This window comes from Pseudomonas sp. IT-196MI5 (genome assembly GCF_949767415.1).
GTDB lineage: Bacteria > Pseudomonadota > Gammaproteobacteria > Pseudomonadales > Pseudomonadaceae > Aquipseudomonas.
This window is the reverse complement of the sequence record NZ_CATKPZ010000019.1, coordinates 43359-59925: the sequence shown is the minus strand read 5'-3', so window position 1 is coordinate 59925 and position 16567 is coordinate 43359. Positions and strand designations below refer to the sequence as shown.

Annotated in this window: 17 protein-coding genes; 7 read left to right on the top strand and 10 right to left on the bottom strand. The window is 62.4% G+C overall.

The genetic code is table 11. The features are described 5' to 3' along the window. Nucleotides 1-15: 15 nt before the first annotated feature. From ACM6IK_RS13940 to pedF, 4 genes are read right to left on the bottom strand one after another with little or no spacing between them, the layout of a single operon-like run. Nucleotides 16-954 (bottom strand): quinoprotein relay system zinc metallohydrolase 1, encoded by a 939-nt coding sequence (locus ACM6IK_RS13940; protein WP_414874806.1) that lies wholly within the window; start codon nt 952-954, stop codon nt 16-18. A gap of 46 nt (nt 955-1000) precedes the next feature. Beyond that, complete coding sequence (locus ACM6IK_RS13935; protein WP_414874805.1) at nt 1001-1762, bottom strand: quinoprotein dehydrogenase-associated SoxYZ-like carrier; 762 nt, start codon at nt 1760-1762, stop codon at nt 1001-1003. 10 nt (nt 1763-1772) lie between these two features. Beyond that, the gene (locus ACM6IK_RS13930) at nt 1773-2648 is read right to left on the bottom strand and encodes a substrate-binding periplasmic protein (protein ID WP_414874804.1); all 876 of its coding nucleotides are present in this window, start codon (nt 2646-2648) and stop codon (nt 1773-1775) included. A 3-nt stretch (nt 2649-2651) separates the two neighbouring features. Then, nucleotides 2652-3113: a cytochrome c-550 PedF gene (gene pedF, locus ACM6IK_RS13925; protein ID WP_218428668.1), complete on the bottom strand. Its 462-nt coding sequence runs from the start codon at nt 3111-3113 to the stop codon at nt 2652-2654. A 210-nt stretch (nt 3114-3323) separates the two neighbouring features. On the opposite strand from pedF, the gene ACM6IK_RS13920 reads away from it, so the two are divergent. The 6 genes from ACM6IK_RS13920 (at nt 3324) to ACM6IK_RS13895 (ending at nt 8518) form a co-directional block, all read left to right on the top strand. Continuing rightward, the gene (locus ACM6IK_RS13920; protein WP_414874803.1) at nt 3324-4508 is read left to right on the top strand and encodes an ABC transporter substrate-binding protein; all 1185 of its coding nucleotides are present in this window, start codon (nt 3324-3326) and stop codon (nt 4506-4508) included. Nucleotides 4509-4538: 30 nt separating this feature from the next. After that, the gene (locus tag ACM6IK_RS13915) at nt 4539-5498 is read left to right on the top strand and encodes a YVTN family beta-propeller repeat protein (RefSeq protein WP_414874802.1); all 960 of its coding nucleotides are present in this window, start codon (nt 4539-4541) and stop codon (nt 5496-5498) included. Further along, nucleotides 5495-6226: an ABC transporter ATP-binding protein gene (locus tag ACM6IK_RS13910; RefSeq protein WP_414874801.1), complete on the top strand. Its 732-nt coding sequence runs from the start codon at nt 5495-5497 to the stop codon at nt 6224-6226. Before ACM6IK_RS13915 ends, ACM6IK_RS13910 begins: the two co-directional genes overlap by 4 nt. Further along, a complete protein-coding gene (locus ACM6IK_RS13905) occupies nt 6223-7014 on the top strand; it encodes an ABC transporter permease (protein ID WP_414874800.1) in 792 nt (263 codons plus the stop codon). The genes ACM6IK_RS13910 and ACM6IK_RS13905 overlap by 4 nt, the downstream gene beginning before the upstream one ends. 224 nt (nt 7015-7238) lie before the next feature. Continuing rightward, on the top strand, nt 7239-7796 hold the full coding sequence (locus tag ACM6IK_RS13900; protein WP_414874799.1) for a PQQ-dependent catabolism-associated CXXCW motif protein: 558 nt from the start codon (nt 7239-7241) through the stop codon (nt 7794-7796). Nucleotides 7797-7852: 56 nt separating this feature from the next. After that, on the top strand, nt 7853-8518 hold the full coding sequence (locus ACM6IK_RS13895; RefSeq protein WP_108215949.1) for a response regulator transcription factor: 666 nt from the start codon (nt 7853-7855) through the stop codon (nt 8516-8518). A gap of 110 nt (nt 8519-8628) precedes the next feature. Here the strand turns inward: ACM6IK_RS13895 and nahK are convergent, their stop codons facing one another. From nahK to ACM6IK_RS13865, 6 genes are all read right to left on the bottom strand, one after another. Beyond that, nucleotides 8629-11262 (bottom strand): hybrid sensor histidine kinase/response regulator NahK/ErcS', encoded by a 2634-nt coding sequence (nahK, locus tag ACM6IK_RS13890; protein WP_414874798.1) that lies wholly within the window; start codon nt 11260-11262, stop codon nt 8629-8631. Then, nucleotides 11192-12349, bottom strand: a complete 1158-nt coding sequence (nosP, locus tag ACM6IK_RS13885) for a nitric oxide-sensing protein NosP (RefSeq protein ID WP_414874797.1) — start codon at nt 12347-12349, stop codon at nt 11192-11194. Before nosP ends, nahK begins: the two co-directional genes overlap by 71 nt. A gap of 289 nt (nt 12350-12638) precedes the next feature. Then, complete coding sequence (locus ACM6IK_RS13880; protein ID WP_414874796.1) at nt 12639-13823, bottom strand: porin; 1185 nt, start codon at nt 13821-13823, stop codon at nt 12639-12641. Between the two features lie 244 nt (nt 13824-14067). Then, nucleotides 14068-14874 (bottom strand): sulfite exporter TauE/SafE family protein, encoded by an 807-nt coding sequence (locus tag ACM6IK_RS13875; protein ID WP_414874795.1) that lies wholly within the window; start codon nt 14872-14874, stop codon nt 14068-14070. 9 nt (nt 14875-14883) lie between these two features. Next, nucleotides 14884-15066, bottom strand: coding sequence for a hypothetical protein (locus tag ACM6IK_RS13870; RefSeq protein ID WP_414874809.1), 183 nt, complete (start codon nt 15064-15066; stop codon nt 14884-14886). A 167-nt stretch (nt 15067-15233) separates the two neighbouring features. Then, nucleotides 15234-15575, bottom strand: coding sequence for an ArsR/SmtB family transcription factor (locus ACM6IK_RS13865; protein ID WP_218428678.1), 342 nt, complete (start codon nt 15573-15575; stop codon nt 15234-15236). A 103-nt stretch (nt 15576-15678) separates the two neighbouring features. Here ACM6IK_RS13865 and ACM6IK_RS13860 point away from each other — a divergent pair, with 103 nt between their 5' ends. Continuing rightward, entirely contained in the window at nt 15679-16542 is an 864-nt protein-coding gene (locus tag ACM6IK_RS13860; RefSeq protein ID WP_414874794.1) for an MBL fold metallo-hydrolase, read from the top strand. Nucleotides 16543-16567: the final 25 nt, after the last annotated feature.

Genomic DNA, 16567 nt, shown 5'->3' with positions numbered 1-16567 from the left:
TTAGATCGGGGGGGGTCAGTTATTTGCGGCGGAATCCACCCGGCTCATCCCCTCACGCTCGTAACGCGGGTACAGATGGCTGACGCTGCGGATCAGTTCGTAACGGCTCAGGTTGATCCCGGCGAAGCGTTCGGGGATGGGGCTGCGGATCATCTCGGCCATGTCGCTGCCATTGGCGGCGCCGTCGCGCATGAGCTGATCGAGCCAGGTCAGGTAATCGCGCATCTGCTCGAAGGGTTGTGGATCACTGGCCACCGGCCCATGGCCCGGCACGACCTGCGTCCAGGGCAAGCCTTGCAGGGTCGCGATGTCCGCCAGCCACTGCGACAACCCCGGACTGTTGGGCGTGGTCAGCGCCCGTTGATAAAACACCAGGTCCCCGGCAAACAACACGCCGGTTCGCTGGTCGAGAATAGCCAGATCCGCGCCCGTATGCCCACCCAGGCTCAGCAAGCGCAGATCGTGATTCCCAAAACTTTTCACGCCGGGTGTCAGCGTCTGGGTCGGCAGCACCACTTCGGTGCCACGCATCCAGTCGCCGACCATCCGGTACATATTCTCGGCCATCGCATCGCCTTGCCGGTGCAACAGCTCGGTGGTGCCGGCCAGGGCCCCGATCGGCACGTCGGCGAAGGCCTGATTGCCCAGCACGTGGTCCGGGTGGTGGTGGGTCAGCAACACCTCGATCACCGGCTTGTCGGTAGTGGCGGCAATGGCCTTGCGCATCGCGTCGCCGTAACGCCTGGACGGCCCGGTGTCGATCACCACCACACCGCGTTCAGTGACGATAAACGCGGTGTTGACGATGTTGCCGCCGTTGGCCTTGGCGAAATTATCGGTGCTGCCTTCCAGCAGCCAGGTGTCCTGGGCGATCTGCCGGGGCTTGAGCGAGTACTCGAGATCGGCCAGGGCCGGCAGGCTGACACTTAACACCATCAACAGGATCCAGCGCATGCCACGCTCCTTGGGGTCACGTTTCTTGGGGTCACGCTACTTGGGGTCAAAGTATCGACGCATCGAACTCATTACCGCTGTTGTCCCGTAGCAGCAGGCGCGTTTGCCCTGCCCCTTCGACGTCGAAGGCCAGGTTGGGGTTTTCGCTGACCGCCGGAAACAGCTCCAGCCGGGCCAGCACTTGCTCGTTGTGGTCGCGCAACTCGGCATGGTTGATGAAGAATTCCGGGATGCCGCTGACCATGCCGTTGTCCATGGGATGGACCACCTGCAACCGCAAACGGCTGAACTCGCCCCGGGGATAACGGCCGCCGAGCACTTCGCCGATGTGCTCTTCCCAGCCCGGTTGAGTCCGCACCACGCTTGGCGCGGTGCAACCACCACCGGCGGCGTCGATCAGGGTCGAACCGACATGCCACACGCCGTCGCGGGTCAACACCGCTGCGCGCAAGGGCGTGGCCTGTTCGATGCGAATGCGCAACGACAACCAGGGCAAAACCGCATTCAGCGGCTGGAAGTCGACGATTTTCGGCAAAGGGTTCAGCTCCGCCCAGGCGAGGATTTTCACCACCTCGCCCTTGAACGCCCGGGCATCGATTTCCAGCGGCACCTGTCGGGCATCTTCGGCAAACGGCGGCGCCAGCAGCTTGACCCGTTCATCGAAAACGAACGGCGCATTGCCCAGAAACTGCTGCTGATAGAAGGCCCACATCACCGATGGCACCGGGTCTTTGCCGGGATCGATTTCCGCGGCCTGTGCCGCCAGGCTTAACCAGCAGGCCAACAGACAACTCCCTCGCCATTTCATCGCCTGCTCCTTATTGATACATCTCGGGCACGTCGTAACGCAGGCCGTAATGGCCGTAGATGGTCTTCACCGCACCCTCGCGGATCAGGCCTTCGAGCGCCTCTTCCACGGCATAAGCCAGTTGACGGTTGCTTTCGTGCACCGCCATGCCGATTTCCCAGAGCTGCTTGCCCATGTTCGGGTAGGCGTTTTCTGCCAGCGCCACTTGCGGGTCGGCCGCTTCATGGACCTGCCAGTCGATCTCGCCGCGCATGGCCATCACCGCGTCGACCTCACCGGTCTTCATCGCGGCAAATGCCTGGGGCACGCCGGGATAGTGATGGGTCTTGCCGGCGAGCATGCCGTTGAACACCGAGGTCAGGTAGAACGACGGCACGCTGTCGACTTCGACACCGATCGGGTGATGCTCGAACACCGCAACGCTGGCGACCTTGTCCAGTCGCCGACGGTCATAGGCCACCTGCCATTGTTCGTTCTGGTACGGACCGAACATCACCACTTGGCCGTTGACCAGTTCGCCGAACTCGTTGCGCTTCTGCGCGTAGTCGCGGTCATAGGGCACGCGCATCATCAAGTCGGCCAGTTGCTGGTTGTGCAAGGCACTGGCGCGCCAGATGTAATCGCGCAGGTCGTCGTCGAGCTTTTCCCCCGCCGGCGCCCAGATCAGCGTCAGGCGTACGCCGAGCGCCTTGGCCAGGGCCTCGGCGAGTTCGACATCGACACCCTGGGGCTTTCCGGCACTTTCAAAACTGTAGGGAGCGAAGTCCTTGTAGACCGCCACCTTCAGTTCCCCGGCGGCGATCATTTCGTCGTAGTTGCGAACCTGCGCCTGCGCCGGCTGGCAGCACAGCCACAGAGCGCTGATCAACACCGTGAGCAGGCGCATGGGTCACTCCTCGACGTGCACGGTGTCCAGGTAAGTGCGCACCGCCCACAGGGCTTCCTGGCTGAGGTAGTCGGCCATCTTCGGCATGTACACCCGACCGTCGCGCACTGCGCCATGGCGCACCCGTTCGGCGAACCATTCATCGCCCGCCTCACCGACATCGAGCATGCGCAAGTCTGGGGCGATACCGCCGGACTTGGCTTCCAGGCCATGACAGGCCGCGCAGTTCTGGGTATAGGCCGAAGAGCCGATTTCCACTGCCTTGTCGTGTTCCGGGGCAGTGCGATACGGGTTCACCGCGGCCCAGCCATCGGCATCGAGTTGCACGCCGGCGTCCTTGATCGGGGTCAGCCCCGGGGTGGCCACGGCTTGTGGGACCACGTTGCCGTGGGCCCAGACGGAACCTGCGCTGATCAGACCGGCCAATAGCCCGGTCACGAGCAAGGCGTTGCGTTTTGTTGTCATTGTTATGCCCTCTGGATTGCACGCAAAACCTCTTGGCAGAGGCTATGGCAACCATCTTAGAAACGGCATCGCACTCACCCCATGCTGCTTTGGTGGTCGCCACCTAGTCCCTTGGTAGTAAGGCGCTGGATGGACACCACCGGTACTTTCTGCATATTTCCTCAGCCTCACGGGCTTTCTATGCTGGCGCTAACGGTCATGGAGAGCCTTATGCGCCAGCTTGCCCCTTACGCCCTGATCTACCTGCTGGCGATTGCCTGTGCCGCCGGCCTGGCCACCCGGAGCCAGGCCGCGGATGCACCCTTACAGGTGCGCATCGGCTATCTGGGTTATCGCCCCGACCCAGGCCCGCTGCTGTCGAACGTCATCCCCGAGCCCACCGATGCCGGGCTGCGCGGCGCCGAACTGGCGATCACCGACAGCAACAGCACCGGGCGTTTTCTCAATCACGGCTACAGCCTGCTCAGCGCCAATGTCGACAGCCCCGAGGCCATGCTCGAGGCAGCGAAGGCTCAGCACGAACAAGGCCTGCGCCTGTTTGTGGTGAATGCCCCCGCCACCAGCCTGCGCCAATTGAGTGCAGCACTGCCCGACAGCCTGCTGTTCAACGCCGGCAGCCCCGATGACAGCCTGCGCACCACCGATTGCCTGCCGAACGTGCTGCACACCTTGCCGAGCCGGGCGATGCTCGCCGATGCACTGGCGCAGTTTCTGGTGCTGCGAAAATGGCAGCGGGCGCTGCTGATTGTCGGCCCGAACGCCGATGATCAAGCCTATGCCGCCGCCCTGCGCCGCGCCGCCAAGCGCTTCGGCTTGCAACTGGTGGCGGAAAAAACCTGGAGCTTCGACAACGACCAACGCCGCAGCGCCCAGGCCGACATGCCGTTGTTCACCCAGACCACCGAGTACGACGTGGTACTGGTAGCCGATGAACGCGGCGACTTCGGTGAATACGTGCCCTACCAGACCTGGTACCCGCGCCCGGTCGCCGGCACCCAGGGCCTGACCCCGGTGGGCTGGCACAAGACCGTGGAAACCTACGGCGCCGCGCAGCTGCAAAAACGCTTCGAAGCCCTGACCGGGCGCTGGATGAATGACCGCGACTTCGCGGCATGGATGGCCGTGCGCAGTATCGCCAGCGCCGTGAGCAAACTGCGCCAGGCCGAGCCGATGGCCATCCGTACGCTGGAAATCAGCGACCAGTTGCCGCTCGACGGTTTCAAGGGCCGCAAGCTCAGCTATCGGCCGTGGAACGGCCAGTTGCGCCAGCCGATCCCTATCGTGCAACCCCGGGCGCTGGTCAGTACGTCACCCCAGGACGGCTTTCTGCACCCCTTCAACGAGATGGACAGTCTGGGTTACGACAAGCCAGAGGTCAGTTGCCGCTTTCCCTGATCCGATCATCACAACAACAAGGAATCCGCCATGCGCCGCACCCTGCTCTCTTGCACCTTGCTGCTCGCCGCTGGCCATGCCGTTGCCAGCACTGCCTGGGTCTCCAACGAAAAGGACAACAGTCTGAGCCTGATCGACCTGCAGACCCTGCAAGTCACCGACACCCTGCCCGTCGGCCAGCGCCCCCGCGGCCTGCTGCTGTCCCATGACAACAAGCTGTTGTACATCTGCGCCAGTGACTCGGACCGGGTCCAGGTGATGGACGTGGTTACGCGCAAGATCATCAAGGAATTGCCCTCAGGCAAAGACCCCGAGCAATTCGCCCTGCACCCGAACAATCGCTGGCTGTACGTCTCCAACGAAGACGATGCACTGGTCACGGTGATCGACACTGACACCTCCAAGGTCCTCGGCCAGATCAACGTCGGCGTCGAACCCGAAGGCATGGCGGTGAGCCCCGACGGCAAGTGGGCGGTCAATACCAGCGAAACCACCAACATGCTGCACTGGATCGACACCAGCACCCAGACCCTGGCCGACAGCACCCTGGTGGACCAGCGCCCGCGCTTCGTCGAGTTCTCCCCGGATGGCACGAAGCTCTGGGCCTCGGCGGAAATCGGCGGCACCGTGACCATTCTCGACGTGGCCAGCCGCACCGTACTCAAGACCCTGAACTTCCAGATCAAAGGCGTGCACCCGGACAAGGTACAACCGGTGGGCATCAAGCTCAGCGCCGATGGGAAATACGCTTTCGTCGCCCTCGGCCCGGCCAATCACGTCGCGGTGGTCGACGCCAAGACCTTCGAGATTGTCGATTACCTGTTGGTGGGTCGACGGGTCTGGCAGATGGCGTTCACCCCGGATCAGAAGCAATTGCTGGCCACCAACGGCGTCAGCGGCGATGTCTCGGTGATCGATGTCGACAGCCTAAAGGTCAGCAAATCGGTGAAGGTCGGGCGCTATCCCTGGGGCGTGGTGGTGACGCCATGAACGCCCTTGAAGTCAGCGACCTGAGTTTCGCCTACGGTACTCGAGAGGCCTTGCGCAAGGTGAGCTTCAGCCTGCAGCCCGGGTGTTTCGCCGCGCTGCTGGGGCCCAACGGCGCCGGCAAATCGACCCTGATTGCCCTGCTGACCCGGCTCTATGATCTGCAGCAAGGCGAGATCCGCGTCGGTGGCAATTCATTGCGCAGCGCCGCACGCCCGGCGCTCAGGCAATTGGGCGTGGTGTTCCAGCAAAGCACCCTGGACCTGGACCTCAGCGTCGAGCAGAACCTGCGTTATCACGCTGCATTGCATGGCCTGTCCCGGCGCCAGACCGATCTTCGGGTCGACGCCGAACTGGTCCGCCAGGCCCTGACCGAACGCCGCCGCGAACGGGTGCGCGAGCTCAATGGCGGCCATCGCCGCCGGGTGGAAATTGCCCGCGCCCTGTTGCATGAACCGCGCCTGTTGCTGCTCGATGAAGCCAGTGTCGGCCTCGACCCGGCGAGTCGCCTGGCGCTCAATCAGCACATCCGCAGCCTGTGTCGCGACGAGCGCATCAGCGTGCTCTGGACCACCCACCTGCTCGACGAAGTGCAGCCCAGCGATGACTTGCTGATCCTGCATCAGGGCCGGCTGGTGGCCAGTGGGCAGGCCGATGCCCTGAGTCTGGAACACGGTGGTGACCTCGGTTCAGCCTTCACCCGTCTGACGACCACGGGAGCCACACAATGACTGCTTACTGGCAATGCTTGCGCGGTATCGTGCTGCGCGAATGGCTGCGCTTTGTGCTGCAACGCACGCGGTTTCTCAGCGCCCTGGTGCGGCCGCTGCTGTGGCTGCTGGTGTTTGCGGCCGGCTTTCGTGCGGCGCTGGGGATCGCGATCATCGAGCCCTACGACACCTACATTCCCTATGAGGTCTACATCATTCCCGGGCTGGCCTGCATGATCCTGCTGTTCAACGGCATGCAGGGGTCACTGTCGATGGTCTACGACCGCGAGATGGGCAGCATGCGCGTGCTGCTGACCAGCCCCCTGCCGCGCACCTTCGTGCTGTGCAGCAAGCTGCTGGCCACGTCGCTGATTTCGCTGTTGCAGGTGTATGCGTTCCTGGCGATTGCCTGGGTCTACGGCGTGCGGCCACCGGCCATGGGCCTGTTGCTGGCGTTGCCGGCCCTGCTGCTGGTGGCGTTGCTGCTCAGCGCCCTGGGCCTGCTGCTGTCGAACGCGATCCGCCAGCTGGAGAACTTCGCCGGGGTGATGAATTTCGTGATCTTCCCGTTGTTTTTCCTGTCATCGGCGCTGTATCCGCTGTGGAAGATGCGCGAGGCCAGCGAGTGGCTGTATTGGCTGTGCGCGGTGAATCCGTTCACCCATGCGGTGGAACTGGTGCGTTTCGCCCTGTATGAACGCTTCAATCCGCTGGCACTGGCGGTGTGCACGGGGCTGACGCTGCTGTTCGCGTTGCTCGCCGTACTGACCTTCAACCCGCAGCATGCGGCCTTGCGCAAGGCCGGGTAACAACACAATCCCAATGTGGGAGCGAGCCTGCTCGCGAAGGCGGCGGCACATTCAACAAATGAGTTGACCGACAAAACGCTTTCGCGAGCAGGCTCGCTCCCACAGGGGATCTTCATTGAACAGGGTGAAATTACTACTTTAGTACTGGTTTCCCTGTCTATCGTCGCATTCCCAACGCCCCCCGACTGGCATGTAATAGGTCCATAACTATAAGGACTGAACCCATGCCACGTGCCCGACGTTGCCTGTTGCGCCCTGCTTTCGCCGCTCTGTCGCTGGGCCTGCTGCTGAGCACTGCGCAGGCCGACACAGTGCTGTTCTCCGCCGAGGGTTATCGCATCGGCCTGTACCGCAGCCCGACGCCCGACCAGTTGCAAGGCGCAACCATCGTCGACACACGCGCCCTGCAAGCGCTGCTCGGCCAAACCCCGCGCCCGGTGCTGATCGACGTCTACCGCCGTCAGTGGCTGCAAGGGCAATTCATCGAAGACCAGCCCCATGAAAACCTGCCCGGCAGCCACTGGCTGGCCAATACCGGGGACGGTGACCTCACGCCGCAATGGCAGGACTATTTCGCCGCCAACCTTAAAAAGCTGACCGCCGGCGACCCGACGCAACCGCTGGTCTTCTACTGCCGCTCCGACTGCTGGTTGAGCTGGAATGCGGTCAAGCGCGCAGCCACCATGGGCTATAAGACTCTGTATTGGTATCGCGATGGCCTGGATGCCTGGCTAGCAGCCAACCTGCCGGTTTCGCCAGCCCGGCCCGAACCCTTTCCCTGAGCTTTACGCGTGCGTGTTGTTGCCACACCATAATCAAAATAATGAGGTGAAAGGCCATGTACAAAATCCTGATTGCCGACGATCACCCGCTGTTTCGCGAAGCCATCCACAACGTCATCAGCGACGGTTTTGCCGGCAGCGAAGTGATGGAAACCGCTGACCTGGACAGCGCCCTGGCGCTGACCCAGGAACACGACGACCTGGACCTGATCCTGCTCGACCTGAACATGCCCGGCATGCACGGCCTCAATGGCCTGATCAACCTGCGTAACGAGGCGCCGACCATTCCGGTGGTGATTGTCTCTGCCGAGCAGGACAAGCAGATCGTGCTGCAAGCCATCACCTACGGCGCGGTGGGTTTCATCACCAAATCTTCGCCACGCACCCAGATGACCGATGCCATCCAGCAGATTCTCAACGGCAATGTCTACCTGCCCCCGGACATCATCCGCACCGCCAAAAGCAGCACCCACCGACGGATGAACGACACCCCGAGCTTCCCGCCCGAACTGCTCCAGGCCCTGACCCGCAAGCAACTGCAGGTGCTGGAACGCATGACCAAAGGCGAATCGAACAAGCAGATCGCCTACACCCTGGAAATCGCCGAGACCACGGTCAAGGCCCACGTCTCGGCGATCCTGCGCAAGCTCAACGTGCACAACCGGGTGCAGGCGATCCTGAGTGCCGGGGATATTGATTTCGGGTCTTATCTGCGGCGTTGAGTCAGCAAGACCGCGTCGCTCTTATCGCGAGCAGGCTCACTCCTACAGGATTGCGATGTACCTGTAGGAGTGAGCCTGCTCGCGATAGCGGTGGTGAAAACACGGAGATTTCAAGGCCTGCCGAGCAAATGACTCATCGCCGTCTTCAGCTTCATCGGCCGCACCGGTTTGTGCATCAGGGTGTGGCCCAGTTCGCGGATCTGCTGTTTGAGTTCATTGCTGTAGTTGGCCGTGATCATCATCGCCGGAATCGGTGAGGCACGACGGGCATTGATTCTTGCCACCGCATCGACACCGTTGCGATCGTTGTCCAGGTGGTAGTCGGCGATCAGCAGGTCGGCCTCGGCGTGATAGTTGTCCACTTGCCGCGCCAGGTCCTCCTCCGACAGCGCCGTCACCACCCGACACCCCCACCCCTCCAGCAAGGTGCGCATGCCGGCACAGATGGCCGCATCATTGTCGAGCACCCATATAACCGCACCGCGCAGGCGCTCGAGCATCGGCTCGCTCATCTGCAACGCCGGCGATGGTTGCGGCGCGGTGGCGCTCAACGGCACTTCGACCGAGAACATCGAACCCCGGCCCGGCCACGAGCGCACATGAATGCGATGCCCGAGGATGCCGGCAATTTTCTCGACAATCGCCAGGCCCAGGCCCAAACCGCGATCCTGATCGGGTCGTTGCACATCACCGCGCTTGAACTCCTGGAAAATCTCCTCCAGGCGATGCTCGGCAATGCCCATGCCGCTGTCCCAGACTTCGATCGTCAGGCACTGATGATGGCGCCGACAACCGAGCACCACGCGACCACTGCTGGTATAGCGAATCGCATTGCTCAGCAGGTTGCGCAGAATCCGCGCGAGCAACTGGATGTCGCTGCGCACCAGCGCCGAACAACCGATGAAGTGCAGTTGCAGGCCTTCACTGCGCGCCACCTGGGTGTATTCGGCGGCCAGGTTGTCCAGCAGTTCACTGAGGGCGAACGGCGCAATGTCCGCCTTGATCACCCCCGCATCAAGCTTGGAAATGTCCACCAGGGTGCCGAGCAGGTTCTCCACGTCTTCCAGGGAATTGCTCACGTTGCGCACCAGAATCTCGCTGGACATAGGCTCGCGCCGTTCCAGCAAGGCACTGGTAAACAGGCGCGCGGCATTCAACGGTTGCAGCAGGTCGTGGCTGACGGCGGCGAGAAACTTGGTTTTCGACAGGTTGGCCTGCTCGGCTTCCTGCTTGGCCTCGCGCAAGCGTGCCTCGACCAGGCGCCGCTCATCGATCTCGCGCAGCAGCTGGTCGTTGAGGGTGGTCAATTCCGCCGTGCGCTCGCGTACCCGCAACTCAAGGTTCTGATAGGCCTGATGCAGCGCCTCGGCGGTGCGCCGGCGTTCGGTGATGTCGCGGATCAGCACGAAAATCCCCACCACCTCACCACTGGCCAGACGGTTGGGCACATAGGAGCGCAGCATGTAGCGCTCCTGGTTGTTGACGTTGGTTTCGGCGAACTCGAAGGTCACGCTCTCGCCCGCCAGTGCCCTGGCCACGTAGGACTCCAGCCGCTGGTAATGCTGTTCGCTGTGCACTTCACGCAGGCTCTGGCCGAGCATCACGCCGCGGGGCCAGCAGTACCATTCTTCGTAGACCTTGTTGGTGAACTCGTAGACCAGGTCGGCATTGAGGTAGGCAATCAATGCCGGTACGTGATCGGTGATCAGGCGAATCCAGTGTTCGCTTTCACTCAGCGCCTCGGCGTGCTGGTAGCGTTCGGTGATGTCGGTGAAGGTGTTGACGAAACCGCCGGTGGGCAAAGGATGGGTGCGAATTTCCAGGACCCGGCCATCGAACAGGCGCTGCTCGCATTCGCGGACCGGTCGTCCGTTGCCGTCGCGACTGGCCGGGGTCAGCAGGTTCAACTCACTGTCGGCGATCACTTCGGCAAACGGGCGATGGGCCGCCACCGGCGCCAGGCCGCTCAACTCCAGGAAACGCCGGTTCCACAATTCCAGGATGCCCTCGGCGCTGACCATCGCCACCCCTTGGGACAGGTTGTCGACCGCCCGCTGCAACAGGTGCGATTTCTGCGCCACCGCCTGCTCACGGCGCATGGTTTCACTGAGTTTGACGTCGGTAATGTCGGTGAACAGAATCACCCGCCCACCTTCCTGGGTCGGCCGCTCGCTGACTTGCAGCCAGCGCCCGTTCTGCAGGCGGTACAGCAGGTTTTCGTCGGCATGCCCGCGCGGCTCTTCGGTGAACAGGGCGTTGTTCATCATCAAACGCTTGACCTCGGTCAGGCGCATGCCGGCGTTGATCCGCACTCGGCTGTTGCTCCAGAACGCCTTGAAACGACTGTTGAACAGCACGATGCGCTGCTCGGCGTCGAACAGCACGAAGGCGTCGGAAATGCTTTCGATGGCATCGATCAGGTGTTGATGCGCCGTTTCCGCGCGCAGGCGGGCTTCGCTGAGCAAATGATTACCGGCCTTGAGTTCGGCCATGGCCTGGTTCAGGGCATCGGTGCGTTCGCGCACTTGCTCGGCCAGCACCACCGAATGCTGGAACGCCGCGTACGGATCGTTGCCGCGGGTTCCCCCGGACTCGACCCGTTCGATCAGCGCGCCATTGATGCGCTGCAGTTTATGGTTTTCCAGGCGCAGCCCGGCCAGTTCGGCCTGCAGCTCAGCGATGTCCTGGGGCACGGCCACGGGCAATGGCAACGCCGGTGAAGGTCTGGTTGATGTGCATGCCATTGAACTGTTCTCCATAGGTGTTGAAACCCATCACCCGTTGCTCACGCAAAAACGCGCCGATCTGATCAAGACTGCCGTCGTCTTCGAGTTCCAGACGCCGCAGGAAACAGTCGCAACCGATGGTCAGCAGCAAATCCCCCAGGCGATCCTGCAACCCCTCGAACAGGCTCTGCAGGTTCGGCAGCATCGGCCCCGGGGTCATGGCGGTGAGGACGATGCCGTTTTCCACGGCGCAGTAGAAACTCAGGCTCAGGTCCGGATGCACCTGCTGGATGGCCCGCACGTAGTACTGCTGGTTGATCCGCACCGCCAACGGGTGCGCGGCGAAGACCCGGTGATCGAGCTGCGCCACCGGCACGCCGATGTGCCGCGCGTACTCGGCGGCGGCCGGCTCGGCATTGAGTTCGAAGACCCGCCGTGAGGCGCTGTCGGCTCCGGTGACCACCAGCTTCTCGGCGCGGGGCAGCACGTGGTGGGTGGTGAACACTTCGAAATCCAGCCAGGTATTGACCAGCACCACCACGGCGGCGCCGCTGTGAAACTCGCCATCGAAGTACACATGGGTATGGGTCAGGTAGTTGTCGTCGCCGGCCGAGCCGCCGAAATGCGGAATGTCGCCCAGTGCCGCGCTCAAGGCCGCCAGGACCATTTCTTCGCGGCTGGACAGGCCATCGAGCAGGGTCAGGGCAAAGCTGTTGCCCTTGATCGGGGCCAGGGTGTTGCTGCGACAGCCACTGACAAGGCGCTCGACCATCTGCTGGGCGTCGATCAGGCTGAAGTGCTCCATCTGGTCGATCAGCTCGATGGCGATGGAAAAGTGTCGGTGATCGAAACCCACCGCCGTCACGCAATTGCGCCCGTAGCCCAGCGGGGTGATTTCCCCGGCGCTGGTGCAGCCCGCCAGGCGAATGCCGCCGAAGCTTTGCTGCAAGGCCTGGCCCAGCGCCTGCAAGTCGTACTCGGCGGAACAGAAGAACAGCACGAACCCCAGGTGCGGATGCAACAACTGGCGGGCCAGTTCCTGCGCGACCTGCCGGGCATCGGTGGCCTGGGACATCGCACTGACGACGCCTTCGCTCTGCTGCATCCTTACCTCCCGCAGGTGCGTGTGTATGAGGCACGAGTGTACGAAGTCTGTGGGGGGCGACGAATGCTACTTGGGTAGCGGGTAGCCGCTTCGATGGGATGAGACAGATAAAGCTCCCACACTAGTTTTTGGTTATCCGCAGGTGTTGCGTACACCCGGTAACCCTGTGGGAGCGAGCTTGCTCGCGATGGGGCCATCACAGCCAACATCCATGTCGCCTGACACTCAGCCATCGTCGGAACGCCGCCCGGAGCAAGCTCGCTCCCACAATTATTTGTATTCCAGCCTGCTACCAGGTCAGCACCGCACCCACGGCAAAGGTGTCGGTGTCTTCGTTCTGCTCGTCGGTGTCGTGGCCATTGATTTCGAACTGGTTGTACTCGGCCACCAGCTTGAGGTTGTCGTTCACGTCATGGAACAACGCGATGCCGCGGGTCTCGTAGTCCGCGCCGCTGCCGACCACGCCGTTGCCATCGTCGTTGGTCTTGCCGTAGGACAAGGCCAGGCGGTTCTTGCCCAGTTTGTAGGAGCCCTGCATCAGGTAGCCGTCGCTGTCGACGTTGCGCAGGGTCGGCTCGCCGGCATTGTTGGTGAAAAACGGGTTGATGCCCTTGGCCTGGAAACCCGACCCGGTGAGGGACAAGCCGCCCATCTTCGCCTGCACGCCATAGCCGACACCCTTGGAGGTGACGGTCTCGACCGTGGAATCGGTGTTGTCCGAGGTCTGGTAGCTGCCGTTGACCCAGCTGTAGATCTTGGCCCCGGCCAGGTCGAACTGGTAGGTGACTTCGCTCTCGGTACGCGGGTTTTCCTGATAGGCCTTGCCCGTCGGGCTACTGTCGTTGGTGTCCACCGGGTCCATGATGCCGACCGCCACACGCAGACCGTCCATCACCGGGGTGCGATAGGTGATCTGAGAGGTCGGGAACGGATACGGGTAACCGGTGCCGATGTTGCCGAACGACACCCCGCCGCCGTCCACCAGCCCCAACGTATCGCTGACCTGACCATAACCGGCGAGCATTTCGTCGAGCAGGATGTTGGAACGCGCGAACAGCCCGAAGTCCTTGCCGATCAGCACTTCGCCCCACTCCGGGTTGGCCACGGTGCCGAAGAATTGCCGCACATCGATGGCGGTGTCGGTGCCGTTGGTCTGGCTGTCGTTGATGGTGACCCAGAACGAGGCGCGGGCACCGAGCTTGAGATCGTCTACCTGCTTGCCCATGTTGAACCCCAGGTAGTTGGGCAGGAACCCCATCTTGACCCGCGACTGTCGACGGTCGAACTGATCGCCGGCGCGGTCGACATCGCTGTTCACATAGAAGGCGTTGATGTAGCCGTCGGTGGAGAACGTGGTCTGGTCCTTGTCGTACAGCATGATGTCCGCCTCGGCCACTTGGCTCAGGCCAAGGGCCGACAGGCTGGCGATGAAGACAGGCAGAAAACGATGCGTGACGTTCTTATTGTTGTGCATGGCGCGCTCCGAAACGGGGGACTGAGTGTCGGAGGCGATTATCGAAACCTGACCGGCGGCGCCATACGCTGCCTTGGGGCTGGTTTTCAGGTGCTTTGGATTGGACGACTGAGCGCGACAACTAAGGCGTACGACCGCTTGTCGGCAGGGCAAGCCACTAAAGTTGTAAAGAACCGCTTTTCGCAGGAGCCGGCTTGCCGGCGCACTTGAAGCCCCCTTCGCCGGCAAGCCGGGCTCCTACAGGTCAAGCGCCCGCTTTTATCAGCATGTAGGCGGCGACCACGACGCAGATGCTGGCAAACCCGACCTGCAACGCCCGCGCCGGCACCCGGGCGCAGAGCTTGCGGCCGATGATCATGCCGACGATGCTGGAGACGATGAACGCGATGCCCGAACCGTCGATACGCACCCCGGCCTGGAACGCGCCGATCACGCCTATGGCGGAAATCAGGCTGATCACCATCAGCGAGGTGGCGACAATCCCGCGCATCTGCACATCGGTCAGTTGCTTGAACGCCGGGACGATCAGAAAGCCGCCGCCCACCCCCAGCAATCCCGAAACCACGCCGGTTACTGCCCCGAGCGCGGCGAGGGTCGCAGTGCATTTGGCGGTCCAGGAAAAGCGCCCGGTCTGTTGATCGAGCATGCAGTTCTTCTGGCCCCAGTTGGCGTGACCGTGATCGCTGGGGCCCTCGTCCTTGCGCTCGCGGCGCAACATCCGCCCGGCCACCACGACCATCAACAGGCTGAACAGGACCATCAGGATCTTTTCCGGCAACCGGTGGGCGAAATAGATGCCCAGCGGCGAAAACACCGCGCCCAGCGCCGCGATCAACAACGCCGCGCGATACCGCACCAGGCCATGGCGCAAGCCGTCGATGGCGCCGACCGCTGCCGCACTGCCCACCGCGAATAACGCCACCGGAGCGGCCTGGGTCATGCTCCAGCCCAACCCCAACACCAGGGCCGGGACCGCCAGGATACCGCCGCCGGCGCCAGTCAAACCGAGCACCAACCCCATCACTACGCCAAACAGACTTGCCAGCAACATAGGGAGTTCTCAGTCGACCCTGGACACAGGTGTCAGCCACTCGCGGCCCTTGAGCATACCGTTCCGGTAGAACCACGGTAGCAGTGTCGCCTTGAGCTTGAGCAGGCTGGCGACAAGGCCAATGCCCGCCGTGCCGCCGCCGATGACCCCGATATCTGCACTGATGGATGGGCCCCAGTGTTGATCGTTCATTGCTTGTTCCTTTTGCTGCAGGCAGGGATTGATGCTAGTTCAGACGCCAAAATCATTGTGGGAGCGAGCTTGCTCGCGATGACGTCGGCACATTCAACATAAATGTTGGCAGACCAACCGTCATCGCGAGCAAGCTCGCTCCCACAGGTTTTGTACTTTGATGGGCATCAAGGTTGAACCCAGCTTTTAAGCACGGCCCCGCAATACAGCCCGGAGAGGGTTTTCATCACCTGGATCACTTCGTGACTGGCGAGACCGTAAAAAATGTACTTGCCTTCACGACGGGTGGCGACCAGTCCTTCATCGCGCAGGATGCCCAATTGCTGGGACAGGGTCGGTTGGCGCACGCCGGTCATTTTTTCCAGATCGCCAACGTTGCGCTCACCCTGGGTCAACTGGCACAGGATCAGCAGGCGATCTTCATTGGCCAGAGCCTTGAGCAGCGCACACGCCTTGGAGGCCGAGGCGCGCAGTTGGGCGACTTCACATTCGGTCAGACTGGATTGCATTTGCAGGATGCCTTCAACGTCACTTAAGCTGCGAACATTATGTTTTTACATAAAGTGTTGCAACCCATGACTGACTTTTCTACCCCTGTACAGGTCCGTGTCCATGCCCGCGCTGATTGAAGCTTTCCTCGACCCCGCCTCCTCGACCTACAGCTACGTGGTCTACGAGGCGGATGGCGGGCAGTGTGCGATTGTCGACCCCGTGCTCGACTACGACGGGGCCTCCGGGCGTACCGCGACCGCCCAGGCCGACAAAATCATCGCCTTCGTCCGCGCCCATCACTTGCAGGTGCAATGGCTACTGGAAACCCACGCCCACGCCGATCACCTGTCCGCCGCGCCCTACCTGCGCGGGCAACTGGGCGGCAAGATCGCCATTGGCGAGTCGATCAGCAAGGTGCAGGACGTGTTCAAGGCGCTGTTCAATCTGGAGCCTGCCTTTTGCGTCGACGGATCGCAGTTCGATCACCTGTTCGCCCCCGACGAATCGTTCATGATCGGCAACCTCAGGGCCACTGCCCTGCACGTGCCCGGTCATACCCCGGCGGACATCGCCTACCTGATCGGCAACGATGTGATCCTGGTCGGCGACACGCTGTTCATGCCGGACGTGGGCACCGCGCGCTGCGACTTTCCCGGCGGCAATGCCAACCAGATGTACGCCTCGATCCACAAGCTGCTGGCCTTCCCCGCCAGCGTGCGCCTGTACGTCTGCCACGACTATCCGCCCGAGGGCCGTTCCTCCCAATACATGACGACTGTGGGTGAACAACGCAAAGGCAACATCCACGTGCGCGACGGCATCGACGAAGCCACCTTCGTCGACATGCGCACCCGGCGTGATGCCGGGCTGGGCATGCCGACGCTGTTGCTGCCGGCGATACAGGTCAATGTGCGGGCGGGGAATTTTCCGCCGGCCGAAGACAATGGCGTCAGGTATCTGAAAGTCCCCCTGAATCAACTCTGACCTGTAGGAGCGAGCAAGCTCGCTC

Bases quoted from the DNA above. Each gene is read 5' to 3' on its own strand.
- ACM6IK_RS13940 (WP_414874806.1), bottom strand. From the start codon at position 954: ATGCGCTGGATCCTGTTGATGGTGTTAAGTGTCAGCCTGCCGGCCCTG.
- ACM6IK_RS13935 (WP_414874805.1), bottom strand. From the start codon at position 1,762: ATGAAATGGCGAGGGAGTTGTCTGTTGGCCTGCTGGTTAAGCCTGGCG.
- ACM6IK_RS13930 (WP_414874804.1), bottom strand. From the start codon at position 2,648: ATGCGCCTGCTCACGGTGTTGATCAGCGCTCTGTGGCTGTGCTGCCAG.
- pedF (WP_218428668.1), bottom strand. From the start codon at position 3,113: ATGACAACAAAACGCAACGCCTTGCTCGTGACCGGGCTATTGGCCGGT.
- ACM6IK_RS13920 (WP_414874803.1), top strand. From the start codon at position 3,324: ATGCGCCAGCTTGCCCCTTACGCCCTGATCTACCTGCTGGCGATTGCC.
- ACM6IK_RS13915 (WP_414874802.1), top strand. From the start codon at position 4,539: ATGCGCCGCACCCTGCTCTCTTGCACCTTGCTGCTCGCCGCTGGCCAT.
- ACM6IK_RS13910 (WP_414874801.1), top strand. From the start codon at position 5,495: ATGAACGCCCTTGAAGTCAGCGACCTGAGTTTCGCCTACGGTACTCGA.
- ACM6IK_RS13905 (WP_414874800.1), top strand. From the start codon at position 6,223: ATGACTGCTTACTGGCAATGCTTGCGCGGTATCGTGCTGCGCGAATGG.
- ACM6IK_RS13900 (WP_414874799.1), top strand. From the start codon at position 7,239: ATGCCACGTGCCCGACGTTGCCTGTTGCGCCCTGCTTTCGCCGCTCTG.
- ACM6IK_RS13895 (WP_108215949.1), top strand. From the start codon at position 7,853: ATGTACAAAATCCTGATTGCCGACGATCACCCGCTGTTTCGCGAAGCC.
- nahK (WP_414874798.1), bottom strand. From the start codon at position 11,262: ATGGCATGCACATCAACCAGACCTTCACCGGCGTTGCCATTGCCCGTG.
- nosP (WP_414874797.1), bottom strand. From the start codon at position 12,349: ATGCAGCAGAGCGAAGGCGTCGTCAGTGCGATGTCCCAGGCCACCGAT.
- ACM6IK_RS13880 (WP_414874796.1), bottom strand. From the start codon at position 13,823: ATGCACAACAATAAGAACGTCACGCATCGTTTTCTGCCTGTCTTCATC.
- ACM6IK_RS13875 (WP_414874795.1), bottom strand. From the start codon at position 14,874: ATGTTGCTGGCAAGTCTGTTTGGCGTAGTGATGGGGTTGGTGCTCGGT.
- ACM6IK_RS13870 (WP_414874809.1), bottom strand. From the start codon at position 15,066: ATGAACGATCAACACTGGGGCCCATCCATCAGTGCAGATATCGGGGTC.
- ACM6IK_RS13865 (WP_218428678.1), bottom strand. From the start codon at position 15,575: ATGCAATCCAGTCTGACCGAATGTGAAGTCGCCCAACTGCGCGCCTCG.
- ACM6IK_RS13860 (WP_414874794.1), top strand. From the start codon at position 15,679: ATGCCCGCGCTGATTGAAGCTTTCCTCGACCCCGCCTCCTCGACCTAC.